The sequence below is a fragment of the Halomonas sp. LC1 genome, from assembly GCF_030247125.1.
Taxonomy (GTDB): domain Bacteria; phylum Pseudomonadota; class Gammaproteobacteria; order Pseudomonadales; family Halomonadaceae; genus Vreelandella.
Map to the genome: position 1 here is coordinate 125,375 of NZ_JASSPG010000007.1, position 24,861 is coordinate 150,235.

Genomic DNA, 24,861 nt, shown 5'->3' on the forward strand with positions numbered 1-24,861 from the left:
TGTTCTGTCTCTTTGTGAATGAATCGAACAGTATGAATTTACCATAGTGGGGGAACTGTTCATCCGCCTCCTAGCCAGAAAGCACAACTGTTCGCTATTCGAACACTATGCTACCTTAACGACTGACCATGTAATAATACGATGAGTAGACAAGAATGGACGACTTCCCCCAGGAAGAGGCGCTCAAGCCCGACGACCGCGACTTTGTGACTGCCCTGGCAAGTGGTTTAGAAGTCATCATGGCTTTTGATGATAGCCATCCACGTATGACGCTGAGTGAAGTGGCTGCCCGCACGAGCATGAACCGTGCCAAGGCCCGGCGTTTTCTACTGACACTGCATGCCCTTGGCTATGTTCGTAAACAGCAGCGCTACTTTGAATTAGCACCACGCGTACTCCAGCTAGGTTATTCGTATTTATCGTCCAATAATTACCGTAGTGCTATCCAACAGTATTTAGAGGAAATTACGCTCAAATGCGGTGAATCCTCCTCGTTGGGAGTGCTGGATGGTGATGACGTAATTTACGTTGCTCGTTCAGCAGCGCACCACCGCTTAATGGCAATCACGCTCTCCGTAGGAACACGCTTACCAGCCGCGCATACGTCGATGGGACGCGTCTTATTGGCTCAGTTGCCCGAAACCTCGCTAGACGATTATTTAGGACGTATCTCACTACAGCGATACACCGACAAAACCATTACCGATGTATCTAGCCTAAAAACATGCATTAACCAAGTGCGCCAGCAAGGCTATGCCATCTCCGACCAAGAGCTAGACTCTGGGCTTCGCTCGTTGGCCGTACCTGCTTTCGACGCAAACGGTAAACTGCTTGGCGCTATTAATATCAGCACTAATGCCGCTCGCGTCGATATGGACACCTTGCTCAAAGAGTATTTGCCGCTGTTGCAGGAAACGGCGCGCCTCATTCGCACTACGATTAGTGCGTAGCCCCCAATACCGACAACGCCTCATCCAGTGATGCCTGCTGGCGCTGTTCATACAGCGCAATTTCATCAATCACGGAGGCACCCAGGTCACGCTCGAACTGAGCTTGGTTGGCTTGGCTGGCGTATTCGTCGCGCTGCTCGCCGCCCAGGTTCGATTGGAAGATGCCCGCCGCGCTAACCGGCAGGAAGTCTTCATAAATCATGGGCTGGCAGGTCAGTGCGCCTTGATCAATAAGCGCTTCAAGGGTATCCACGTTGATCTGCGCGGGAAGCGATACGTTGGTATCTGGCACCGCTTGGTAGTGGAAGAACGCGAGCCCTTCACGACGCAGCGTGGCGTGGTCGTCAGGGAATGCTTGGAACACTTCCGCCAGCTGCGCCTGATGAGCGCTGTTATCTTTGGCGGGAGGCAATTGCTGCGACTGGGCCAGCAGCTGGTCGTATAGCGCTCGCCCTTTCTGGGTGAGGGCAACGCCGCGCTGCTCGATTTCGCCAAAACGGGCGGTGTGATGCCCCGCCACGCTATCGGCAAAGGTGATCGTCTCTTCCAGCGCCTTGAAGCTGGTTTGGCGCAGTAGAATCGGGCAGCGGCGACGGGGCGGGCCTTCGATCACCGCCTTGGGGTCGATGCCAACGTTCGGCATCTGCTGCTGTACTGCATCAATATCCAAAGTGCGCGGGGTTAAATGGTTGATATGCGGGCCACGAAAGCTCACCACGTCGGCAATAAGCCGATGCTCTTGGTGTAAGCGGTCATAGGTGGCGCGATCCACGGTGGCATCGTGGTGCCAGCGGAAAGTATCCAGCGCGGCCTGAACAAACGCCCTGGCATCGGCCGCGTTTAGGCCACCTTGCGCTTCACAGCGGGCGATCAGCGCCTGGGCCGCGGGCGTGACGATCTCACGGCGAGAGAGAATGTCCCGCGCCTGCTCACGCAGCTGTGGGTTCTCGATGAGCTCAAGACGTAACAAGGAAGTAAATACGCGGAAGGGATTGCGCTTCAAGGCGTCATCATCCACCGGGCGAAACGCCGTGGAGTGAACCGGCACACCGGCGGCGGCCAAGTCGTAATACCCCACGGGGTGCATGCCCATCACCGCAAACATACGCCGTAGCAGTGACAGCTCTTCAGGCAAACCAACGCGGATCGCTCCATGCCGCTCAACGCTAAGGCGCGCTAGCTCGTCCGATGCTTCGAGTGTGTGGGCTAAGGTGGCATTTTGGGCCAAGACATCACGATTCACGCTCTCCACCAGCGAGAGCAACGTGCCGTATTGCGGCACTTCCTGTTGATACATCGCCGACATCGCTTTGGAAAACTGATCGCGAATATCGTCGGCACTTACATAAGCAGCATCCATGGGGCGTCCTGTTGGTCATCTTGTGGGGGTTATGACGATTACCATAGTAGCGCTGCAGCGACGGGGAAAATTGCATAAATTTGGCCGTTATCTTCATTAACACGCCTTGAGCCCCCGCCACAGCCCATGGTGTTACGGTTACACTAAGCCTTTCTGTTTCGACAATTCTACGCTTCGACAAAGGCCACCGTTTAGATGACTGCCTCACGCTCGCCGCTACCGCTCTATCTGGGCTTGCCCATGTGGGCCAACCAGGATTGGCAGGGCAGCCTCTACCCGCGCCAAGCCAAAACCGACTTGCTCAGTGATTACGCCGCGGTGTTTTCCAGCGTGGAGGGCAATACGACGTTTTACAGCGGCGCCCCCAAGCCCGATACCATCGCTGCCTGGGCGCGCCAAGCACCCGCCCATTTTCGCTTTTGCTTTAAACTGCCCGCCAGCGTGACGCACGACCAGCGGCTCGGCAGTTTAGCCTCTGCTTGGGAGTTCATAGAGGCACTGACGCCGCTCCATGACCGGCTTGGCCCGACCATGGTCCAACTGCCGCGTGATTTCGGCCCCTCAGAGCTGCCTAAACTCGAAGCCTTGCTCGCCCACTGGCCAACGCAGCTACCCAGCGCTGTCGAGGTGCGCCATCCTGTTTTTTTCCACAAGGGTGAGGAGGAGAAAGCCCTCAACCGATTGTTGATAACTTATAGGGCCAACCGTGTCATGCTGGATGTACGTCCGGTGTTCTCGACCCCTGCCAACGGCCATCCGGGTCTTGCTCACGCTCAGCAGGAAAAACCGAAACTCCCGTTACACGTGCTCTCCACGGCAGAGCAACCGATTATTCGCTTCATCGGCCATATTGACAAAACCATCAACACTCGCTATTTCGCGCCGTGGATAGAGCGCCTAAAGCTGTGGATAAGTCAGGGGAAAACCCCTTTCTTATTTGTGCATACAGCAGATAACCGCGAGTCGCCCGAGATGGCGCGCGCGCTCTACGGCCTTCTTCAACAGCAGATGGCACTGCCTGCGCTTGAAGCCTTCGCCAACGAGAAGCAGAGCCAGCTATTTTAGGCCGTCTTTTTAGGCGGGCTGACTGGCAAGCCCTAGCATGATCGGATAAATTGCGCGTTCTTTCGGAAAAGTACGCTGGCAATTTCTCTATTTCCGAAAATCGGCTCAGCACGCCGATAACGACTCATTACAATTGAACGTAACACAGGTGATTTATGGCAAAACTTGCACATGCACAGTGGTCATCGCGTATGACCTTTGTGCTGGCCGCAGCGGGTTCAGCGGTTGGCTTAGGGAATATTTGGAAGTTCCCTTACATGGTGGGCGAAAGCGGCGGGGCTGCTTTCGTATTTGTTTATCTGCTTTGTATTGGGCTCATTGGCTTGCCCATTCTTGTTTCTGAGTGGCTTATCGGGCGGCGCGGTCAGAAGAACCCCGCAAGCACGATGTCCGAGCTGGCACGCCAAGCCAATAAATCCAGTATGTGGGCCGTGGTAGGCATCAGCGGCATCATTGGGGCGTTTTTAATCCTGTCGTTTTATAGCGTGATCGGCGGCTGGTCGCTCTACTACACCCTGAACTCCGTCACCGGCACCTTCAGCGGTCAAGATGCTGACGGCATCGGCGCGCTGTTTAACGGCATGCTCAGCAATCCTGGGTTGCTGTTGCTAGGCCACTCTGCCTTTATGCTCTTGGTGATTGGCATTGTGGCTCAGGGTGTCACGAAGGGTCTGGAAGGCGCTGTGCGCATCTTGATGCCGGTGCTGGCGCTTCTGCTGGTCGTGCTGATCGGTTATGGCATGTCGACCGGCCATTTCGGCCAGGCGCTGGTATACATGTTCAACCCGGATTGGAGCAAGCTAAGCGCAGAGACGGTGCTGGCCGCATTAGGGCATGCGTTCTTTACGCTCTCGCTGGGCATGGGGATTATGATGGCGTACGGCTCTTACCTGGGCAAAGAGATCAACCTGCTTCAAACTGCCCGTACCGTCATCATCATGGATACGGTAATTGCACTCGGAGCGGGGCTTGCAATCTTCCCCATCGTGTTTGCGAACAACCTGGACCTCGCCTCGGGACCTGGGCTGATTTTCGTCACGCTGCCATTGGCATTTGGCAACATGGACGGTGGCTCTCTGCTGGGTTTGATGTTCTTCCTGCTACTCACTTTCGCAGCGCTGACCTCGGCCATTTCGCTGCTTGAGCCCGTGGTGGAGTTTATTGAAGAGCGCACGCCGCTGTCTCGCGTGATGGCGACCATTGTTGCCGGGGTGGGTGCTTGGGCGCTGGGTATTGCCGCTCTGCTCTCCTTCAACGTGTGGAGCGAGCCGCTCATGTTCGGTATGGGCGTGTTCGACCTGCTGGATACGCTGACCAGCAAAATCATGCTGCCGCTCACCGGCCTGGGTGCGATTCTCTTCGCTGCGTGGTGCTTAGAGCGCAAGAGTGTCGAGGCTGAGCTTGGGCTATCAGCCACGGGCATCAGCGTATGGAACATCATCGCGCGCTATGTAGCGCCCGCAGGCGTCATCGCTGTCTTCGTCACAGGCTTACTCTAAGCCGTCACGGCCCCGCTAGCTGGCGGGGCTGTTCTATCGCACGCTGTTGTTAGTGCAATTCGCTCTCTTGCGGTTCGTCATCGTCCGGCAAGGGAGCGATATCCCGCGACAATTTCTGAAACTCCCGATGCAGCTCAATCCCTCTGCGTGCCCTTAGGCTACGCTGGGCGGCGCTGCGCCGACGTTGGGCATGCTCATCGACCTCCATACTCATGAATATGTCGAGCAATTCGCTTTTTACCGAGGTCATTCGTTCGACGTTTCTCATGATCGACGCTCCTCCAGGTGAAGTTGCCTACGTCCACCTGCATCCGTGACGACTGATTTTTAAATGATGCAGTGCGGCACGTCACTTCTTACTATAACCTACTTGACAAAATGATGACGAATCTTGAAGAAATGGGTTAACGCCCTTTAAACGGCAGCCATTACGGGTGATTCCCGCTGCCCTCTTCCCGTCACTCAGGCATACTGTGGCTACCCAGGCTGCATAAGCACGATCGAGAATTTAAGGAGCTGAACGTGAGCCGCGCCCTGTTCGATGAAATGAGACGCCGCATGGAGCATTTCCGTCGCTCCGAACAAAAGGTAGCGCGGTTTGTGCTGCGTAACCCCGATGAAGTGATCCATATGCGGATCGTGGACCTTGCCACCGAGGCGAAGGTGAGCGAGCCCACCGTGGTGCGCTTTTGCCGTGCTCTTGGCTGCAACGGTTTCCAGGACTTCAAGCTCCAGCTCGCCCAGATGCTGGCCAGCGGTAGTCAGTTCGCCCAGTTCTCCATGAACGATAGCGACTCAGTGGCGGAGTTCTCTCACAGCATTTTTGACTCCACCGTCGGCACGCTGCTGTCGGTGCGCGACCGGCTCGATAACGATGCGCTGGGACGGGCCGTGAATGCGCTGGCCATGGCTAACCGGGTGGAGTTTTACGGCTTTGGTGCCTCTGGTGCGGTGGCCTTCGATGCCCAGCACAAGTTCTTCCGCCTGCAGATCTCGACCTCCGCCTACGCCGACCCCCACATGCAGAACATGTCGGCAGTGACGCTGCAAGAGGGCGATGTGGTGGTGGCGATTTCACAAACCGGTCGTACCAAGGCGCTGGTGGCCAGCGTGCGCTTGGCCCGCGAAGCGGGGGCTACGGTGATTGGCCTGTGCCCCAGCGAGTCGCCGCTAGCCCATGAAGTGAGCCTACCGCTGTTTATCGATGTGCATGAAGATACCGAGATTTACACGCCGCTCAGCTCACGCATCGCGCACCTGGTGCTGATCGACGTACTGGCCGTCGGTGTCGCGAAAACCCGTGGCCCCAAACTCGCCGAGCAGCTCAAAGCAGTGAAAAAGAGCCTGACCACGCTGCGTTACCCAGACGACCACTAACGGCGGGCTGACGCGACGTACGCTGTATACCCAGCCAGTGGGCGGACTGTGCTAAACTAACCGCCCATTTTCGAACCGGCAGCGGCTTATATGGACGACGTCACGGCGATACTTGATCAGCTCAACCCCGCCCAGCGGGAGGCAGTGAGCGCCCCCCAGGGCAATTTACTGGTACTAGCGGGCGCTGGCTCCGGTAAAACCCGCGTGCTGGTTCACCGCATTGCCTGGCTGATGCAGGCCGAGGGGCTGTCCCCTTACGCACTGCTGGCGGTCACGTTTACCAACAAAGCCGCGCGGGAAATGCGCACGCGCCTTGAAGCGCTGCTGGGTATTTCCATGCGCCACGTGTGGGTCGGCACCTTCCACTCCATTGCCCACCGGCTGCTGCGCACCCACTGGCAAGATGCCCGCCTGCCGCAACACTTCCAAATCATTGACTCCGACGACCAGCTCCGGCTGATCAAACGGCTGCTCAAAGATTACTCGATTGACGATGAGCGCTTCCCGCCCCGCCAGGTACAGGGGTTTATATCTGGCTGCAAAGAGGAAGGGCTGCGCCCTCATCAGGTGAACGTGAATGGCGATGCGTACCTCGCCCAAATGGTCGAGCTGTACGAGCGCTATCAGTTCACCTGTGAGCGCGGCGGGCTGGTGGATTTTGGCGAGCTACTCCTGCGCAGCCTGGAACTTCTGCGCGATAACCCGCCGCTGCTGAACCACTACCGCGAGCGTTTTGGGCATGTGCTGGTAGACGAGTTCCAAGACACCAACACCCTGCAGTACGCGTGGCTGAAACTGCTCACCGGCCAACAAACGCCGATGACGGCAGTCGGCGATGATGACCAGTCGATTTACGGCTGGCGGGGCGCCAAAGTGGAAAACATCCGCCGCTTTGAGGAGGAGTTTCCCCATACCCAGACGGTGCGCCTGGAGCAGAACTATCGCTCGACCAGCGCCATTTTGGATGCCGCCAACGCGTTGATTAGCCACAACACCGAGCGGCTGGGCAAAAGCCTCTGGACCGACGGTATCGAGGGCGAACCGATCTCGGTATACGCCGGGTTTAACGACCTGGAAGAAGCCCGCTACATCGTCGACACCATTAAAGAGAAAGTGGAGGAAGGCTTCAATCGCCGTGATGTCGCCATCCTGTACCGCTCCAACGCTCAGTCGCGACTGCTGGAAGAGACGTTGATTCGCCAAGGCATGCCCTACCGCATTTACGGCGGCCACCGCTTTTATGAGCGGCTGGAGATCAAAAACGCCCTGGCCTACCTTCGCCTGCTGCTCAACCGGGACGACGACGCCTCCCTGGAACGCGTCATCAACGTGCCCACCCGAGGCATCGGCACCCGCACGGTGGAAATTGTTCGCCACCGCGCACGGGAACAGGGCGTTTCGCTCTGGCAGGCGCTCCACGACGCGATTCAGGATGGCACCTTAAGAGGCCGGGCGGGCAACGCCGTGCAGGCCTTCGCCAACCTAATCGAGCAGCTCGATAACGACTCCGCCGGGCTGCCGCTGCATGAGATCATCGACCATGTCACCGCGCACACCGGGTTAATCGAGCACCACAAAAGCGAGCGTGGCGAGAAGGGCCAGGCGCGGGTCGAAAACTTGGAAGAGCTGGTCACCGCCGCCCGCGCCTTCACCCATGGCGACGCCTTTGAAACCCCGGAAGCGGGCGAAGGCATGGCGGCGCTGGAAGCATTTTTATCAGAAGCTGCCCTCAACGCAGGCGACCACGAAGCCGAAGAGTTCGAAGACAGCGTGCAGCTGATGACGCTGCACTCGGCGAAAGGGCTTGAGTTTCCGGTGGTGTTCATCGCCGGTGTGGAGGAGGGGCTGTTCCCGCATAAGATGTCGGTGGAGGAGCCTGGGCGGCTCGAGGAGGAGCGCAGGCTTTGCTACGTGGGCGTTACCCGCGCCATGCAGAAGCTCTACCTCACCCACGCGGAAACCCGCCGCCTGCACGGTAAAGAGGTGTTTCCGCGTCCGTCGCGCTTCTTGCGTGAACTGCCACCCCACCTGCTGGAGGAGGTCCGCCTGCGGGGCCATGTGTCTCGCCCGGTGACCGCCTCGCGGCAAAGCTTCGCCCAAACCAGTATCGAGAGCGACGGCGAGCTCCCCGCGCTGCATGTCGGCCAGCGCGTCGAGCATCCGGTGTTTGGCGAAGGCATCATCCTCAATGCCGAAGGCGAAGGCGCCCGGGCGCGGGTACAAGTCAGCTTCGATGGCGAGGGCGTGAAGTGGCTCGTACTGGGGTTTGCCAAACTAACGCCGCGTTGAACCGACCGCCCCGATCAACCCAAAAAAAGGGCAAGGCAAGACAGAGACTTGCCCTATAAAAGCGGCTTAGCGCATACTGGCGGGCGGACACTGCGCTCACTGCGCTTATAAAAAAACAGCCTATAATTTCGGAGTCATGCCCGCCATGCAACGCCGCCAATTTTTGAAAACCGCCGGCCTGGGTGCCGCCGGTGTCGCTGCTGCCCCTTTCGTTTCTACCGCTAGCGCTAACGAAACCTACACCTGGGACATGGTCACCTCCTGGCCGAAGAATTTCCCCGCCCTCGGGACCGGCGCCAACGACTTTGCGCGTCGTGTGGAGCAACTCTCCAACGGCCGTATGCGCATTCGTGTACACGGTGCGGGTGAGCTGGTACCGGCACTGGAAGTCTTTGATGCCGTTGCCGCTGGCACGGCTGAAATGGGTCACTCCGCGTCTTACTACTGGCGCGGCAAAGTGGCTGCGTCCCAGTTCTTTACCGCCGTGCCGTTTGGCATGACCACCACCGAAATGAACGCGTGGCTGTACCACGGCGGTGGCCAGGAGCTGTGGGACGAGATCTACGCCAACCACAATCTTAAGCCATTTGCCGTAGGCAACACCGGCACCCAGATGGCGGGCTGGTTCAAAAAAGAGATCAACTCCCTCGAAGACATGCAGGGCTTGAAGCTGCGCCTGCCGGGTCTCGCTGGTGAAGCCATGAACGGCATCGGTGTGAGCACCGTGAACATGGCCGGTTCTGAGATCTTCACCTCGCTGCAAACCGGTGCGCTTGACGCGGCGGACTGGGTGGGCCCCTACAACGACCTGGCCTTTGGCCTGCACCAAGTGGCGGACTACTACTACACGTCCGTGTGGAACGAGCCCTCTGCCGTCCTCGAAGGCACCATCAACCTGGATGCGTGGAACGCGCTGCCGGAAGATCTGCAGGACGTGGTCCGTGAAGCGGCACGCGCCTCTAACCTCGCAATGATCAGCGAGTTTGCCTACCGCAACGCCCAGGCCCTGGAAACACTGGTGGAAGAGCACGGCGTGCAGCTACGCACGTTCCCGGAAGACGTTATGGCCGCGCTGTACGAGTCTTCCAAGCAGGCGATTCAGCGTCAGGTAGAGAGCGATGAAGAGTCTCGCCGCGTTTACGAATCCTACTCGGCCTTCCAGAAAGTGGTGCGCCCGTTTAGCGACGCGGGTGAGTACGCTTACCTGAAGAGCCGCGACAACGTCGGCGCCTAACCTACCGGCCAACGTCAAAGGGCGCCTCGGCGCCCTTTTTGCTGCTGTGAATGGCTAAGGCGAGGGCGTACTAGCCATGCACGGCGCGGATACGGCCATTGTCATCCAGCGCCACCATGACAAAACGCGCTTCGGTGACTTTCTGGCGCTCCTCGATGTGGCGGCCATGGGGCGGGCGTACCCACACCTCGACATCGATTTTGATCGAGCTGTGGCCAATCTCCTGCACTTGGGTATAGACGCTCACCATGGACCCTACTCGCACCGGACTCAAAAAGTCCATGGCTTCGATGGCGACCGTCGCGGTGCGGCCACCCGCTTCACGCCCGGCTGCCAGCTCCGCCGCTTGATCCATATGATTGACCAACCAGCCGCCAGGAATATCGCCGTAGAGATTGGTATCTTGCCGAGAAGCCAGTAACTTTAAAGTGAGCTGCCCTTTAGGGGCCGGTACGTCGTCCAAGTCGGTGTCCAGCGGTGTCATAAGGTGGTCGCTTTGTAAGGTTATTGTTGTGGTGAAGGTCGGTCGGTGGCACGGAGGAGCGTAGCGTTGCTGCATCGCAACAGGTTGGGGATAGTTAATCATAAGAGGGGTAACGTTTGAAGGGCAATCGTTTGACGCGCCATTGTGGGCGGATTCAGCGGTGTTATCGCCTCTTGGTGGCGATCGCCTGGCTGCTTTGCTGCACGGTTGCCGTGGGGCAGCCAACGTCGGTCAGTGGCACCTTGGGCGCCGTTGGCTCCGATACCATGGCCGGACTGATGCTCCGCTGGGGGGAAGCGCTTGATCACCGCCATCCCGACATTAACCTGCAGTTTCAAGCAGGCGGCTCCGCCAGCGCGCCCACCGCGTTGGTCGCGGGGACGACACGCTTTGGCCCTATGTCGCGCCCCATGTCCGACACCGAACGCCAGCAATTCATCGAGCGATATGGATACCCGCCCCGAGAGTTGAAGGTGGCCCGAGATGCGCTGCTGCTGGTGGTGCATCGCCATAATCCGCTGGCATCGCTCACCCGCGAGCAGGCCGACGCGATTTTCTCCACCTCGTTAGATTGCGGTGGGCTGCGCCCCATCCGGCGCTGGGAACAACTGCTGCCCAGCGAACAGTGGCCCTACGGCAAGATTGCGCTGCATGGTCGCAACCTGGCCTCCGGCACGCACGGGCTGTTTCAAGACCGCGCCCTGTGCAATGGCCAATTTCGCCGCGATATCAGCGAACACCCCGGCTCTTCGGCGGTGATTGCCGCCGTGGGCGAGTCACCCAACGCCATGGGCTATGCCGGCTATAACCACCTGAACTCCATGGTCCGCGCGCTACCGTTGATCGACGACACGGGCCACGCCATCCGTCCAAGCGTCGCGACGATTCAGGACGATACCTATCCGCTATCGAGAGATCTCTACCTATACGTTAACCTTCCGCCCGGCGACACGCTGCCACCGGCCGAGCAGGCGTTCATTGAACTGATCTTCTCAGAGGAGGGTCAGCAAATCGTTCAAGCGGCGGGATTCGTGCCGTTGTCCCAAGCTCAGCGCCAGCCGCCGCTACTGGCTCCCTGAGCTGTCACTTAACTGTCATAAACATACCGTAGGGTGGGACGCTTCGGCCATGTACGTACTTTTTGCCACGGCACTCGTTTCTTTATGATGTCGACATGACTCCCCCACGGCTACCTCTTTCGCGTCAGCCGCTGCGCCTCATTCACGACCGTATCGCTACCGGATTGATTACCGCCGGTGGCATCGGCGTTCTGTTGGCCATTCTTGCCATTGGTGTTTTCCTCGTGTGGGAAACGCTGCCACTGCTGACGTTTGGCGACGCCTTATCGCTCAATACCTTATCGCCCCTGGCCTGGGGCACACTCAAAGCGGCACTTGCCGCCATGCTGTTCGCCACGCCCATCGCGCTAGGTGCCGCCATGTACTCGGCGCTGTTCATGTCGGCTCGGCTGCGTGGCCGTATCAAACCCATGCTGGAGCTAATGGAAGCCATTCCCGGCGTGGTAGTAGGTTTCATTGCCGGACTACTGTTAGCCCCCTGGGTGGAGCAACACTTGGCCAGCACCCTACTGGTGCTGGTGTGGCTGCCGCTAAGCGCGGGCTTGGCCGGTATGCTCTGGTATGTTGCCAGCGCCAAGGTGCGCCAGTGGCTGCCGCTCTCTTGGGCGGGCGTGTGGCTAATGCCGTGGCTCGCCATCATGATCACACTCGCACTATGGCTAGCCCCGCTCTTGGAGCACGCATGGTTTGGCGGCGACCTGCGCCGCATGCTCGACCAGCAGTACGGCCTGGACTACGCCACCCGCAACGCGCTGATCGTGGGGATCGCCATGGGGTTTGCGGTGATTCCCAGCATCTACTCGCTGGCAGAGGATGCCCTCGCCGATGTGCCCGCCAACTTGATGGAAGGTGCCCAAGCGCTCGGCGCGAGCCGCTGGCAGGCGCTCTGGAAGGTAGCCCTTCCTACGGCCGGGCCAGGGGTCTTCTCGGCGGTCATGATTGGTGCCGGGCGCGCCGTGGGCGAAACCATGATCGTTGTGATGGCCAGCGGTAATACGGCGCTCTTTAGCGCTAGCCCCTTTGAGGGGCTTCGCTCCCTATCGGCGTCGATTGCCATCGAGCTGCCGGAAGCCTCCCCCGGTGGCATGACCTACCACCTGCTGATTTTTGCTGCTCTAGCGCTGTTTTTGTTCACCTTTTTAGTCAACACGCTCGCCGAGGTGGTTCGCCAGCGGCTGCGTCAACGCTATCAACGACTAGGGGGTAACCGCTAATGCGTTGGCTCCCACGTCCGCCCCGCCTCACGGCCATGGGCAGCCTGCTATGGCCATGGCTATGCGCGGCCAGCGTTGCATTATCGCTGTTGATGTTGGCGACCCTGCTGACGCTGCTGGCCGCCCGTGGCCTTGGCCACTTTTGGCCCGCCACGCTGGAAGAAGTCACTCTACGCTCCGGTGAGACGTTGATCGGCCAGGCGGTGCGGGAGGCCCCACTGCCCAATGCGGCGGGCACAGAGCGGCTCTACTTTACCGGCAACCGCGATATCGACGGTAATAGCTGGCGCTGGGTGGCCTTGGACGACATCGCCACCGTCGCCGTACCCAACGACCTCATCCGCCTAGAACGGGCCCCCTGGGGCGACTTCATTGGCCGCCTGGAAACCGTCGAGAGCGATGGCCAGCGTTTCGAGGGAGATGCCGCCTGGGCATTTGTCGCCCAGGCCATGGCGCTTCCCGAGAGCCAGCGCCCCGTCGCCCAGCTATGGCTCACCGCTGCCGATGGCCATCGCGTGACCCAACCGTTGGCGGGCGTCATGCGCTTCCAAGCGCCCAACGCCATGTCCTGGCATCAAAAAGTCTCCGCCTGGAGCGGACGTATCTGGCAATTCCTCAGCGAGGGTCCGCGTGCGGCCAATACCGGCGGCGGCGTCTGGCCGGCCATCTTCGGCACGGTCATGATGGTGATTCTGATGTCGGTGATCGTGACACCGTTCGGCGTGCTGGCTGCCATTTATCTCAACGAGATCGCGCATCAAAACCGCCTGACCCGCTTGGTCCGTATCGGCGTACGCAACCTTGCTGGCGTGCCGTCGATCGTATATGGGGTATTTGGCTTGGGGGTCTTCGTTTACGGTATCGGGGGCTCCATCGACAGCTGGTTTTTCGAGGATGCGCTGCCGTCGCCCACGTTTGGCACGGGCGGTCTGCTCTGGGCATCGTTGACCCTAGCGCTGCTGACGCTGCCCGTCGTCATCGTCGCCACCGAAGAGGGACTGGCGCGCATTCCTGACGCTCAGCGAGAGGGCGCGGTGGCGCTAGGCGCGACCCGCTTAGAAATGCTGACCCGCGTGGTACTGCCCATGGCGACTCCAGCAATGCTCACCGGGGTCATCTTGGCCGTGGCCCGGGCCGCCGGAGAAGTGGCGCCGCTGATGCTGGTCGGCGTGGCGAAACTGGCCCCACAAATGCCCGTCGATGACGAATTTCCCTATTTGCACCTAGAGCGCAAATTCATGCACCTCGGCTATCATTTATTTGATACCGCGTTTCACGGCGAAGACGTTCAAGCCGCCATCCCACTGGTGTTTGCCACCGCCCTGCTGCTCGTGCTGATCGTGCTAGTGCTTAACTTAACTGCCATATTTCTGCGTCATTATCTAAGGCGTCAACGAGGGAACGAATGCTAGCGTTATCGTCCGCCCACCCGACTCAAACACCGGTGACTCGCTTTACTGCCGAGACCTGCTGTTTGAGCATCAACCAGTTTCACCTCGCGTATGCGGGGAAAACGGCGTTGCGCGACCTAACGCTCGATGTGCCTCGCCATCGGGTCACCGCCTTCATCGGCCCGTCGGGCTGTGGCAAGTCGACCCTGCTGCGTGCCATCAACCGGCTGCACGATCTCAACGAGTCGGTGACGCATCAAGGCCAGATTCAGCTGGAGGGCCAGGACATTCACGCCCCACAGATGAACGTCACCGAACTGCGCCGCCGCGTGGGCATGGTGTTTCAAACGCCCAATCCGTTCCCGATGTCCATTTATGAAAACGTTGCCTTCGGGCTGCGTTTACAAGGGCGCATGCCCAAGCGCAAACGGGATGACATCATCGAGTGGGCGCTAACGTCTGCCGCCTTGTGGGATGAGGTGAAAGACCGCCTGCACCGCTCGGCGTGGCAGTTATCCGGCGGACAGCAGCAGCGTTTGGTGATTGCCCGAACGCTCGCCGTCCAACCCGACGTGCTGCTGCTGGACGAGCCCGCCTCGGCGCTGGATCCGATCTCGACGCTGAAAATCGAAGAGTTGATTCGTAACCTGAAATCCCAGCTCACGCTGGTACTGGTTACCCACAATATGCAGCAAGCCGCACGGGTATCCGACTACACGGCTTTTTTGCAGCAAGGTGAACTCGTTGAATACGGGCCAACGGATCAAGTGTTCACCAACCCGCGTTTACAACGCACCGAAAACTACATCACCGGCCGCATGACCTAGGCCCAACCGACGTTACGTCAGGAGTGCTCAATGGATATTACGAGCGATACCCACAGCCAGCATATCTCTCGCCAGTTCAACCAGGAGCTGGAAGAGCTGAAAACCCACCTGATGGCCATGGGCGGTCTGGTGGAAAAACAGGTACAAGACGCCGTTCACGCTCTGCTGGAAGGCGACAGCCGCCTGGCCGAAAAAGTGCGTGACAACGACCGCCAGGTCAACGACCTGCAGCTTCAGATCGATGACGAGTGTACCCGCGTCCTGGCACGTCGCCAGCCGGCCGCCTCTGACCTGCGCTTGGTACTTGCCGTCATTCGCGCCACCTCGGATCTCGAGCGGATCGGTGACGAAGCCAGCAAAATCGCCCGTAACGCGCTGCTGCTGAGTGAAAGCAGCAGCGGTATTCGCGGTTTGGTGGAAGTGCGCCATATCAGCGAACACGTGCGGAAGATGCTGCGCGATGCGCTGACGGCCTTTGCCCGCTTCGACACCGAGCTGGCCATGCAGGTCGTGCGGGAAGATGAGTCCGTGGACGACGAGTATGGCAGCGCCATGCGCTCTCTAATGACGTTCATGATGGAAGACTCGCGCTCGATCAGCTCGGTGCTCAGCATCATGTGGGTACTGCGGGCACTGGAGCGCGTCGGCGACCACGCCAACAACCTGGCGGAGTACGTGGTCTACCTGGTGAAAGGCTTGGATATTCGCCACAGCGATCCCGACACCCTAGATCAGAAGGTACTGAAAAAGTCTTGACCTAGCAGGCCATTCCTCCTGCAATACGCCCAGATGATTCATCTGGGCGTTTTTTTAAAGGAGTAAGCATGGTGGATGCCATCACGGCGTTGAGCCAAGGCACGCGCTTGGTGTACCAAAAAGGGCTGCGGCGCTATATTTTCCTACCGATCCTGGTTAACCTCATCGTCTACGCCAGTATGCTCAGCGTCGTCTTTCAGCGCTTTTCAGGCTGGTTGGATAGCGCCATGACCATGGTACCCGGTTGGTTGGAGTGGCTCTCCTGGCTGATCTGGCCGCTCTTCTTCGTTAGTCTGCTGGTGGTGATCTTTTTCACCTTCACCCTCGTGACTCACCTGATTGCCGCACCGTTTTACGGCTTTCTTGCCGCAAAAGTCGAGCGACAAGCCACCGGGCGAGAACCGCTGGATGATCGCGGACTGGCTAAAACGGCCGTCGACGCGCTGGGTCGCGAACTGGTCAAGCTCGGCTATATTCTGCCGCGCATGGCGGCACTGTTCATTCTCAGCTGGATACCCGGCCTCAATCTGTTGGCACCGATCTTGTGGGCCCTGTTTTCTGCCTGGGTGATGGCCATCACTTACCTTGATTATCCGATGGATAACAACAAGGTCACGTTTCGCGATATGCGCAGCCGTCTCTCACGACGCTGGTGGCCCAGCCTCACCTACGGTGGACTGATCATGCTGATCACCTGGATTCCCCTGGCCAATCTGTTCTTGATTCCCGGCGCCGTCGCAGGGGCGGTGCTCATGTGGGATGGTCATTACCGCGGCACGCACGATGTGGCTACCCCTTAACGACGCGACAGGCAGAGGCATCGCCACAAAAAACCCCGCCTAGGCGGGGTTTTTGTGGATATAGCGCTGGGCTTACCAACGGATACCGTCACCTTCGTCGCGGTTCAGCTCATTGGCGTCATAGCCCGTTTTGCTGGTCGCTGTGTCGGTTGAGTCGTTGGCGCTGCTAGACGTGGAGTAATCCAGCGTGTCGCCTTCGTCATGGGTCAGGTCGCTAGTGGAGTACTGGGCGGGGCCCGACGTATTGTGCGAGCTTGGCTCGATGATGTCGTGACCTGCAGAGCGGTCTTTATTCAATTCAATGGACGTGTGGGCAAAGGCCATTGGGCTTGCAACCAAACCGAACGCAACGCCTAGAACAGCCGTCTTTTTCGCTAACTCGTTGAATAACATTGATACGTACTCCTTTAACATGGAGCCAATCGGCGTAGGCGAGAACCAATGAGCGTCTACGACTAATGGCTAACTTTACACCTAGCTATTGCATGCAGGATGCCACTTTTCCAAAAAAAATAAAAAAACCAATAAAAACAGATATTTATTAAATTTAAATAGTGCGCAATATAATGTTGCAGCGTCAAAAATACCTCAAAAATATTGTGCAACAATGACACATGCGCTTTCTAAGTGACGCAAAATGACTCACTTTCCCAGAACGCCTCCACAGTCCTTTCATGCTGACGTGCCTCGTAGAGCACTTCGCGTATGTCGTAGGAACAAAAAATTAGACCCCGCAGGGCGGGGTCTTGATCACTCTTACTTGTGAACGATACCGACGTCTGGCTTCCTGTCCTTTTGCGGGATTCCAACCTTGGAGTTCACCCTAACCAGCGTATTGATCGTTGTATGATTCATTCCTTGAATCTTCGAGCATCCTTGCTGTGAGACATCCTTGCCTCTTAAATGCTCAACCTTAAGCGTAAGAGTTTTTTACAGCTTTGCAAATAAATGTTACGAGTTACATGCCGCTATTTTCTTCCGGCAGCTCCTCGGTGCTGTCATACGTCGCATCCGAGTCGTCGCTCATGGAATTCGGCTCCATGTCGCTGGCATGATCGCCCTCGTCATGGGTTAAATCCTGGTTGTCATGATCAGATGACATGGCCGAGCCGCTGGATTGAGATTCAACCGGTTGCTCATCTGGAGAGATGTTATCGGCCGGGTCGGCAGGCTCTTGGGCAAAAGCCAGTGGGCTCGCTACCAAACCAAACGTTACACCTAAAATACCAGCTTTCTTGAGTAGTTCCTTGGACATCATATTCCGCCTCCTCGATCGCTGTGAAATACCGCTTTAAAAGGAAGAGTGACTTCGTGTCTTACCAGTTCCTGCGGTAATCTTCCTTACTCATAACGTTGCAGCCGATATGCCAACAATCCGCGCATCAAAAAAAAGATATTAAAATACAAAGACTTATGAAAAATAGCACCGTGCCAAAAGTAGGCTTCGCATGGAATCGAAAGCGAATACGGTGGCTACATATGGCACATGCGCGGTGTTTGACCATGCTTACATGCCAATATGGCACACTTATACATAGATTATGCAAACCAGAGAGAGGGCAGTAACGCGTAGGTGAGGAGAGAGGCGCAGGTGGCCCGATCGACGCGTTAGTCGTGGACTACCCGCGTAGCCGGAAACACGCAGCGGAACAGCGCTCCCTCACCGGGCAATGACTCCACTTGGAGCTGCGCGTCGTGGCGTAGTAGAACGTGTTTCACAATGGCAAGGCCCAGCCCAGTGCCGCCGGTGGCCGTACTGCGCCCCTTATCGACACGGTAGAAGCGCTCGGTGAGGCGCGGAATATGGACAGGATCGATCCCTTCACCGTCGTCGTCCACTTCGATGCAGGCACTGCCATTGGGCAGCGCCGCCCAGCGGAGGGTGATCTGGCTTCCCGCTGGCGTGTAGCGCACCGCGTTGAACGCCAAGTTGGAGATCGCACTGCGCAGCTCCTGCTCGCTGCCGACTAGGCGCGCTTCGCAATCGAGCACGACCTGCACGCTGTGTTGCTGGTGAGACAGCGCCAGCGCATCGCGGCGAATACTCTCTAGCATCGGCCCTACGGCAAGCGGCTGGTGATCTTCTCCCCCTCGGTCGATTTCGAGCCGAGAGAGTAGTAGCAGGTCGTTGACCAAGTTCTGCATGCGCTTGGTCTGCTCTTCCATCTGACCGATACCTTTGCCCAATCGAGGCGGCAATAGCTCTTTCAAATCGCCGTACGTTTCCAGGTAGCCCGAAAGGACGGTCAGTGGTGTGCGCAGCTCGTGAGACACGTTGGCCACGAAGTCGCGGCGCATCTGTTCCAGGCGATGCAGGCGCGTAATGTCCCGGGCCATGACCAAGCGCTCGTCATCACCATAGAGCGTGATTTGATACTGTAAAATGCGTCGCTCGTCGATGGGCGAGGTGAGGGTCAGCGGCTCGCTATATTCACGGGCATTGAAGTAGCTGATAAAACGCGGGTCACGCAGCAAGTTGGTAATGTGCTGACCGCGGTCATGGGCCGTTTGCAGGCCGAGCATGTCGGTGGCGGCACTGTTCCACCACTCTAAATCTCCGTGGCGATCCAGCATCACGACGCTATCACGCATCGCCTCCGAGGACTCTTGAATACGCGCGAGGGTGGCTCGCAAGCGGCTTTGCGTTATGCGCTGGCTTTTTTGGTAACGATAAAGGCGATCGAAGAGTTCGCCCCACATGCCAGTGGCCGCAGGTGGCTCATCGTGGGGGTTCAGCGTAAGCCATTTGAACAGGGCTCTAAGCTGACGGAGTTGATAGACTAAACAGAGCGTCAGACCTGCCGCCAAGCCGAAACCGGGGTAGCCCAGCAGCCATCCCAGGCACATCCCTAGGAAAGCCAGCCAGATGATTCGCCACAGTTCACGGCTCCACAGGCGCACGATTACACCCGAGCAGAGAAACGATATCCAGTGCCCCGCACTGTTTGAATCAGATTCTGGTGCGCTTCACCCAGCGCTTTGCGCAACCGGCGAATATGCACGTCCACCGTGCGCTCTTCGACGTATACGTTGCCGCCCCACACCTGATCGAGTAACTGGCTACGGGTATAGGCACGCTCTTGGTGGGTCATGAAAAACTGCAGTAAGCGGTACTCGGTAGGACCCATCTCCAGGGCCTTGCCGTACGCGCTCACACGATGGCTCACCGGATCTAACAGCAGGCCATTGATTTCGATGGGGTCTTCCACACCACGCGGGGTCGCTCGGCGCAGCACGGCTTTCAGGCGCGCCACCAATTCACGGGGCGAAAACGGCTTGGTGATGTAGTCATCCGCGCCCGCTTCCAGACCCTGAATCTTATTGTCCTCTTCGCCCTTGGCGGTCAGCATGATGATCGGCAGCTCGGCCGTGGCCTCTTCACGCTTGAGACGACGGGCCAACTCGATGCCGCTGGTGCCCGGCATCATCCAGTCCAGCAGCAGCAGGTCGGGCTGGTGATCGACCACCATCGCATGAGCATCCTGGGCGTTGTCCGCTTCAAGCACGCGATAGTCAGCCATTTCCAGCGCCACAGCGATCATCTCGCGAATGGGCGCCTCATCATCGACGATCAGTACGGTCTTGGCGGTCATTCCAGGGCCTCACGGTGTTCTAAGAAAGCTCATCTATGCGAAAACAGTTCAATGACATGTCTGTGACGATAACACCATGACTTAATGACAATTCTATGACACCCAGCATAATTAGCCAGTCACCGGCCACCCGCTAAGCGCGATGCCAGCAAAAACCAAAAGCCCGGACCAGTGATTGTTCAGAAACGCCTGGAAGCAGCGGTCGCGGTCACAGTGAAAAATTAACCGCTGCTGATGGGCAAACGTTGCGGCCATGCCTGCCAAACCCAGCCAGAAGAAACCGCCTAACCCAACCCGTATACCTACCCAGGTAAGCAGAGCCAGCGTCGCCAACTGCAGCAGGCCAATGATGAAACGGTCGGCACTGCCAAACAGCACCGCGGTGGACTTAATGCCAATTTTGAGATCATCGCCGCGATCCACCATGGCGTACTGGGTGTCATACGCGACCGTCCAGAGCACGTTGGCACTGAACAGTATCCACGCGTCTAACGGCACCTCACCAAGCACGGCACCAAACGCCATCGGGATCGACCAGGAGAACGCCGCCCCGAGCACCACCTGGGGAAAATGGGTGTAACGCTTCATGAACGGATAAATGGAGGCCAGCAGCACACCCCCAAGCGAAAGCAGCACGGTAAACCAGTTGGTCAGCAGTACTAAAATAAAGGCGGCGGCCACCAACGCCACAAACAGCAGTTGCGCTTCGGTTTCGCTAATCCGCCCCGTTGCTAAAGGCCTCTGCTTGGTGCGCTTAACATGACCATCAAAGTGGCGGTCGGCGTAGTCGTTCACCACGCAGCCTGCGGCGCGCATCACATATACCCCAGCGATAAAAATCAGCAGCACATCGCGGCCCGGCACGCCCTCGGAGGCGACCCACAGCGCCCATAGCGTTGGCCACATCAACAGCCAGGTGCCGATGGGTCGGTCCAAACGCATTAGCTGTAAGAAATCGGTCAAGCGGGCCCACCCGGTCGGGCGCAATAGAGAACGGTCCATGCTCATGCTTACCTCGTCGAAAAAGTCGCTGCGTTAGCCTAGCGCGACGGCAGGCCCAGTGCATCTGCCATGGTGGATAAAAAATACTCTTGCACGAGTAACGAAAGCCCACCGTGCTCAAAGACCGAGCGCCGCCCCCATAAGCTCTGGGCCGCCAGCCCTGGCTGCGAGCGGATAAAGCGCGGCCGCGTCGCCGTCGCTTCTAGCGGGCCGCGCACCAAGTCGGGCTGCTGAAACAACCAGCTGCCTAGCGAGCGCTCACCCAACTTGCCTAACCCTTTGCCTTGTAGCTGGTGAAGCGGGGCCACCGAACGCGCTACAACCCACGGCGTTTCATCGATACACAGCGCCACCTCGCGCAGCCACGCGTAACGGCGCGGCGCGATGCCAAGCGCCAGGGCTTCATCGCGCTGGGGCAAGCCGATGGTTTGGCGCAGCAAGCGCACCCGAAAAGCGCCCGGCTCACCGGCAACCATCAGGCGAGCGGTCAATGAATCGGTGGAGGCGACCCACTGCCACCAAGCCGTGCTCATGGCTGGCTGAGCGGCGGCTACCGGCAACCACTGAGGAAAGAGCGAAAAAGCAGAAGCGGATAACTCGGGGGCGGTCACCAAAGCCTCCAGGGCAGTCAATTCAGAGCGGGCTAGTGTAACATGGTGCCTTGACTGGCTTTTGTTCCACCGACGTTTGGGGACGGTATGCCCAACTCACACACGACCTCTTCCACGCCATCTCACCACTCAGCTGCGCTGGTGATCGTGGGAACCGGTATGGCTGGCGTGGGGCTAGCGCGCGCCCTACGACGCCAGGGAGATACCCGTACCATCACCCTGGTCAGCGCTGACAGCGGTGATGACTACAGCAAGCCGCTGCTCTCCACCGGCTTTGCCAAACGCTTGAGCCCCGACAAGCTCGCCCAGCGTGACGCGACGGCGCTGGCCGACGAGCTCGATGCCCAGGTCATTACCCACACCCAAGTCACGCATCTGGATGTGGATAACCAAACGCTGCAGCTGAGCAGCGGCGACACGCTGCGTTACGATAACGTGGTGCTCGCGACCGGCGCGGCCCCCCGCAGGCCGTTCAGCGTGCCCAGCACACTGGCGGAGCGCTGCTTCACCGTCAACGATTTGGACGACTACCGACGCCTGCACGCAGAGCTCGTCCAGCCAAGCCGAGTGGCCATCATCGGAGCCGGGCTCGTCGGCTGCGAATTTGCCAACGACCTGCACGCGGGCGGGCACCTAGTCACCGTGATCGCGCCGGAGAGCGCCCCACTGCCGCGACTGCTACCCGAACCGCTGGGCCATGCGCTGGCCGACGCGTTTCACACCGCTGGCATTCGCCTCGCGTTGGGGCGCAGCCTAGACACGCTTTCCCAAGATGCCGACAACGCCCTAGCGCTGCAACTGGATAACGGCGAGCGGCACACGGTGGACCTCGTCCTGTTCGCCACCGGCCTGGTGCCGCGCACGGCGCTAGCAGAGGCCGCTGGCCTCAACGTGAGCGCCACCGGCATCCACGTCGACCGCCAGCTACGCACCCACTCGCCTAACGTTTACGCCCTGGGCGATGCGGCCTGCATCGACGGTGTGAATGCCATGTACGTCCAACCGCTGCAAGCCAGCATCAAAGCGCTGGCGGCGACTCTGACCGGCACACCCACCTCGGTCAGTTTTGGCGCTTGGCCGGTGGTGGTGAAAACCCCAATGCTGCCCGTGGTGGCCTACCCACCCGTGCAGCCTCCCGAGCGCTGGCGAATCGAAGGCGAGGGCGACGACTTGACGGCACTGGCGGAAGATAAAGACGGACGTTTGATTGGTTTTGCGTTGACAGGCGGCTGCGTGAGAAGGAAAGTGGAGCTTTCCAGAGCGGCCCCCGCCCTGCTAGGCTGATTTTCGCCGCGTTCGCGACTAGGCTAAAGAAGCTCCGCCTGCTGGGGTGAGCTGAGCTACCAACAACATTGATGTCTGTTTTCACAAGGGAGATTCCTTTATGCGCAAACCTGAACTCGCTGCCGCCATCGCTGAAAGTGCTGACCTGTCCAAGGACAAAGCGGGCCAAGTGCTCAACGTCATTTTGGACGAAATCACCAACAGCGTCGCCAAAGGCGAAGATGTTGCCCTGATCGGTTTTGGCACATTTACCGTTCGCGAGCGTGCTGCTCGTACCGGCAAAAACCCGCAAACCGGCGCGCCGCTGCAGATTCCGGCCAGCAAGAACGTGGCATTTAAGCCAGGCAAAGCGCTCAAGGACGCCGTTTCCTAATGAAGTTTTCGCTGACGCTGTGGCTGCTGGGCTTTATGCTCAAGCGAGCCCTGCGCCGCAAGCCGCGCTTTCGTGAGCAGCTTGAACGCATGCGCGGCCTCGACTGGGGTGTGGCCACGGAAGACCTGAGCATTGCCCGCTACTACCGGATGACGCCGAACGGCATCAGTACCGGAAAAGGGCTGCCCGTCGATCTAGACCTTGAGCTACGTTTTCGCGACCAAGACGCCGCGCTGCGCATTCTCAAGAAGCCTACCCAGCAGGCGTTCCTAGACGGCATGGTAGCGGGAGACGTCCGCCTCGTCGGCGACTCCTCCGATATGAACAAGCTGCAAAAGCTGCTGAAGTATTTGTAGGCTCGCCCACGTAGCCTAAAGCAACACTCGAACCCCGCCGCTGTCATGCTGCGGGTTTTTTTTGTGCAAATTTATGTCGCTGCCCTGTGAAGCGCCGATGACGACACCGAGCGGTCAAAGAGCAGTAACCACACCACTACTGCCAAGGCAGCCACGCCTGCTAGGGCTAAAAAGGCGGCTTCATAGCTTAGCCAGCTGGCAATCACACCGGCGTAACTCGCGCTGAGTGCTGCACCTATGCCCTGAATGGTCATGACAGCCCCCAGCCCCATATTGACCCGCCCGGTGCCACGCAGTATCTGTGCCACAATGCCCGGTGTGGCAACGCCCAGTAATCCCGCTCCGATGCCATCCAGCATCTGTACGGGAATCACCGTCCATAGCCCTGGCACGGTAGCGGCGATCACACCGCGAATCGGCAGCACTACCAGGGCAATTAAAAACAGCAGCCAGTAGCCATTTTTATGGGAGTACCACGCCGCTAATAGCGCCATGGGAATCATCGTCATCTGAGCAATCACTACCGTACCCGCCGTGTAAACCGCCGGGTTCATCACCTCGTTTGCTGCCACGCGCTGGCCGAGTAGGGGCAGCATGGCGGCGTTACCCAAGTGAAACAGCAGTAGCGTTGCGCCCACCACCAGCAGCATAGGGTGGCGGCGAAACACATTCATGATGCTTTCACTTTGATGACTGGTTTTATCCAGGCCCCGAGCCTCGTCGTAATCAATTTCTTCAGGGCGAATCATCAGCACGAGCACGACCGTCACCATGGCCATTAGCGCCATCAGGTAGAACACCGCCTCTACCCCATACACATAGCCTGCCAAGGCCGCCAGTACGGCAGCGGTGGCATTACCGGCGTGGTTATAGGCTTGGTTTTGGCCCAACTGGTGGGCAAGCCCAGACTGCCCCACCAAGCCAAGCGTCAGGCTGAGGATGGCAGGGCCAATGGCCGCTGCGGCAATCCCGGTGGCAATTTGTGAAATAGCGATTAACCACGTTTGCGGCCACAGCAGCAGCACTAGGTTGACGACCGCCACCAGCAAGGCACAGACAATTACCAGTAAACGTTTAAACCGTGTCGCATCTGCTAACATCCCAGCAGGCGTGGTGGCCAACAGGCTGGCGAGCCCGGCGACGGTCATCACGAACCCGATTTCATCGGGTGCCCAGCCCAATCCCACTAAATAGATGCCTAAAAACGGGCCTAACCCGTCGCGAACGTCTGCCAACGAAAAGTTAAGCATCGACAGCGTGCGGGTTGAGCGGGATGAGGCGGAGCGGGAGCTCATAGCGCTATCCTATTGTGTGTAG

General features: G+C 58.7%; 25 protein-coding genes. 15 read left to right on the forward strand and 10 right to left on the reverse strand.

What is annotated here, in order from left to right:
* The first annotated feature begins 155 nt into the window (after positions 1 to 155).
* Positions 156 to 950 (forward strand): IclR family transcriptional regulator domain-containing protein, encoded by a 795-nt coding sequence (locus QIT27_RS12615; protein WP_044629320.1) that lies wholly within the window; start codon positions 156 to 158, stop codon positions 948 to 950.
* Here QIT27_RS12615 and hglS read toward each other — a convergent pair.
* On the reverse strand, positions 940 to 2,310 hold the full coding sequence (hglS, locus tag QIT27_RS12620) for a 2-oxoadipate dioxygenase/decarboxylase HglS (protein ID WP_285264051.1): 1,371 nt from the start codon (positions 2,308 to 2,310) through the stop codon (positions 940 to 942). The two genes, QIT27_RS12615 and hglS, sit on opposite strands and share 11 nt — an antisense overlap.
* 195 nt (positions 2,311 to 2,505) lie before the next feature.
* Here hglS and QIT27_RS12625 point away from each other — a divergent pair, with 195 nt between their 5' ends.
* The gene (locus QIT27_RS12625; protein ID WP_285264052.1) at positions 2,506 to 3,375 is read left to right on the forward strand and encodes a DUF72 domain-containing protein; all 870 of its coding nucleotides are present in this window, start codon (positions 2,506 to 2,508) and stop codon (positions 3,373 to 3,375) included.
* 155 nt (positions 3,376 to 3,530) lie between these two features.
* Entirely contained in the window at positions 3,531 to 4,874 is a 1,344-nt protein-coding gene (locus QIT27_RS12630) for a sodium-dependent transporter (protein WP_285264053.1), read from the forward strand.
* 49 nt (positions 4,875 to 4,923) lie between these two features.
* Here the strand turns inward: QIT27_RS12630 and QIT27_RS12635 are convergent, their stop codons facing one another.
* Complete coding sequence (locus tag QIT27_RS12635; protein ID WP_062374507.1) at positions 4,924 to 5,142, reverse strand: PA3496 family putative envelope integrity protein; 219 nt, start codon at positions 5,140 to 5,142, stop codon at positions 4,924 to 4,926.
* Between the two features lie 254 nt (positions 5,143 to 5,396).
* Here QIT27_RS12635 and hexR point away from each other — a divergent pair, with 254 nt between their 5' ends.
* The 3 genes from hexR to QIT27_RS12650 all read left to right on the forward strand — a co-directional run bounded on the left by hexR (position 5,397) and on the right by QIT27_RS12650 (position 9,774).
* On the forward strand, positions 5,397 to 6,251 hold the full coding sequence (hexR, locus tag QIT27_RS12640) for a transcriptional regulator HexR (RefSeq protein WP_253018661.1): 855 nt from the start codon (positions 5,397 to 5,399) through the stop codon (positions 6,249 to 6,251).
* 90 nt (positions 6,252 to 6,341) lie between these two features.
* Complete coding sequence (gene uvrD, locus QIT27_RS12645) at positions 6,342 to 8,540, forward strand: DNA helicase II (protein WP_285264054.1); 2,199 nt, start codon at positions 6,342 to 6,344, stop codon at positions 8,538 to 8,540.
* Between the two features lie 145 nt (positions 8,541 to 8,685).
* The gene (locus QIT27_RS12650) at positions 8,686 to 9,774 is read left to right on the forward strand and encodes a TRAP transporter substrate-binding protein (protein ID WP_285264055.1); all 1,089 of its coding nucleotides are present in this window, start codon (positions 8,686 to 8,688) and stop codon (positions 9,772 to 9,774) included.
* A 70-nt stretch (positions 9,775 to 9,844) separates the two neighbouring features.
* On the opposite strand, the gene QIT27_RS12655 is transcribed toward QIT27_RS12650, so the two are convergent.
* Positions 9,845 to 10,258: an acyl-CoA thioesterase gene (locus tag QIT27_RS12655; RefSeq protein ID WP_159343590.1), complete on the reverse strand. Its 414-nt coding sequence runs from the start codon at positions 10,256 to 10,258 to the stop codon at positions 9,845 to 9,847.
* 116 nt (positions 10,259 to 10,374) lie between these two features.
* On the opposite strand from QIT27_RS12655, the gene QIT27_RS12660 reads away from it, so the two are divergent.
* The 6 genes from QIT27_RS12660 (at position 10,375) to cysZ (ending at position 16,325) form a co-directional block, all read left to right on the forward strand.
* Positions 10,375 to 11,337 carry a PstS family phosphate ABC transporter substrate-binding protein gene (locus tag QIT27_RS12660; protein ID WP_285264056.1) on the forward strand — a complete coding sequence of 321 codons (963 nt, stop codon included), beginning with the start codon at positions 10,375 to 10,377 and terminating at the stop codon, positions 11,335 to 11,337.
* Between the two features lie 95 nt (positions 11,338 to 11,432).
* Positions 11,433 to 12,551, forward strand: coding sequence for an ABC transporter permease subunit (locus tag QIT27_RS12665; protein WP_285264057.1), 1,119 nt, complete (start codon positions 11,433 to 11,435; stop codon positions 12,549 to 12,551).
* Entirely contained in the window at positions 12,551 to 13,963 is a 1,413-nt protein-coding gene (gene pstA / locus QIT27_RS12670) for a phosphate ABC transporter permease PstA (RefSeq protein WP_285264058.1), read from the forward strand. Before QIT27_RS12665 ends, pstA begins: the two co-directional genes overlap by 1 nt.
* A complete protein-coding gene (pstB, locus tag QIT27_RS12675; protein ID WP_159343593.1) occupies positions 13,957 to 14,769 on the forward strand; it encodes a phosphate ABC transporter ATP-binding protein PstB in 813 nt (270 codons plus the stop codon). The genes pstA and pstB overlap by 7 nt, the downstream gene beginning before the upstream one ends.
* A 30-nt stretch (positions 14,770 to 14,799) precedes the next feature.
* Positions 14,800 to 15,525, forward strand: a complete 726-nt coding sequence (gene phoU, locus QIT27_RS12680) for a phosphate signaling complex protein PhoU (protein WP_159343594.1) — start codon at positions 14,800 to 14,802, stop codon at positions 15,523 to 15,525.
* Between the two features lie 68 nt (positions 15,526 to 15,593).
* Entirely contained in the window at positions 15,594 to 16,325 is a 732-nt protein-coding gene (gene cysZ, locus QIT27_RS12685; RefSeq protein ID WP_285264059.1) for a sulfate transporter CysZ, read from the forward strand.
* A gap of 72 nt (positions 16,326 to 16,397) precedes the next feature.
* On the opposite strand, the gene QIT27_RS12690 is transcribed toward cysZ, so the two are convergent.
* The 6 genes from QIT27_RS12690 to QIT27_RS12715 form a co-directional block, all read right to left on the reverse strand.
* Positions 16,398 to 16,718, reverse strand: coding sequence for a hypothetical protein (locus tag QIT27_RS12690; RefSeq protein ID WP_159343596.1), 321 nt, complete (start codon positions 16,716 to 16,718; stop codon positions 16,398 to 16,400).
* Positions 16,719 to 17,283: 565 nt separating this feature from the next.
* Positions 17,284 to 17,580, reverse strand: a complete 297-nt coding sequence (locus tag QIT27_RS12695; RefSeq protein ID WP_253018792.1) for a hypothetical protein — start codon at positions 17,578 to 17,580, stop codon at positions 17,284 to 17,286.
* A gap of 353 nt (positions 17,581 to 17,933) precedes the next feature.
* A complete protein-coding gene (gene phoR / locus QIT27_RS12700; protein ID WP_159343597.1) occupies positions 17,934 to 19,226 on the reverse strand; it encodes a phosphate regulon sensor histidine kinase PhoR in 1,293 nt (430 codons plus the stop codon).
* 2 nt (positions 19,227 to 19,228) lie between these two features.
* On the reverse strand, positions 19,229 to 19,918 hold the full coding sequence (gene phoB, locus QIT27_RS12705; protein ID WP_159343598.1) for a phosphate regulon transcriptional regulator PhoB: 690 nt from the start codon (positions 19,916 to 19,918) through the stop codon (positions 19,229 to 19,231).
* A gap of 111 nt (positions 19,919 to 20,029) precedes the next feature.
* Entirely contained in the window at positions 20,030 to 20,920 is an 891-nt protein-coding gene (ubiA, locus tag QIT27_RS12710) for a 4-hydroxybenzoate octaprenyltransferase (protein ID WP_285264130.1), read from the reverse strand.
* A gap of 38 nt (positions 20,921 to 20,958) precedes the next feature.
* Complete coding sequence (locus QIT27_RS12715; protein ID WP_285264060.1) at positions 20,959 to 21,531, reverse strand: chorismate--pyruvate lyase family protein; 573 nt, start codon at positions 21,529 to 21,531, stop codon at positions 20,959 to 20,961.
* A gap of 87 nt (positions 21,532 to 21,618) precedes the next feature.
* On the opposite strand from QIT27_RS12715, the gene QIT27_RS12720 reads away from it, so the two are divergent.
* The 3 genes from QIT27_RS12720 to QIT27_RS12730 all read left to right on the forward strand — a co-directional run bounded on the left by QIT27_RS12720 (position 21,619) and on the right by QIT27_RS12730 (position 23,544).
* The gene (locus QIT27_RS12720; protein WP_285264061.1) at positions 21,619 to 22,815 is read left to right on the forward strand and encodes an NAD(P)/FAD-dependent oxidoreductase; all 1,197 of its coding nucleotides are present in this window, start codon (positions 21,619 to 21,621) and stop codon (positions 22,813 to 22,815) included.
* Between the two features lie 100 nt (positions 22,816 to 22,915).
* Positions 22,916 to 23,188 carry an HU family DNA-binding protein gene (locus QIT27_RS12725; protein ID WP_018918476.1) on the forward strand — a complete coding sequence of 91 codons (273 nt, stop codon included), beginning with the start codon at positions 22,916 to 22,918 and terminating at the stop codon, positions 23,186 to 23,188.
* The gene (locus tag QIT27_RS12730; RefSeq protein ID WP_285264062.1) at positions 23,188 to 23,544 is read left to right on the forward strand and encodes a hypothetical protein; all 357 of its coding nucleotides are present in this window, start codon (positions 23,188 to 23,190) and stop codon (positions 23,542 to 23,544) included. The genes QIT27_RS12725 and QIT27_RS12730 overlap by 1 nt, the downstream gene beginning before the upstream one ends.
* Before the next feature lie 71 nt (positions 23,545 to 23,615).
* Here the strand turns inward: QIT27_RS12730 and QIT27_RS12735 are convergent, their stop codons facing one another.
* On the reverse strand, positions 23,616 to 24,839 hold the full coding sequence (locus QIT27_RS12735; RefSeq protein ID WP_285264063.1) for an MFS transporter: 1,224 nt from the start codon (positions 24,837 to 24,839) through the stop codon (positions 23,616 to 23,618).
* Positions 24,840 to 24,861 lie beyond the last annotated feature (22 nt).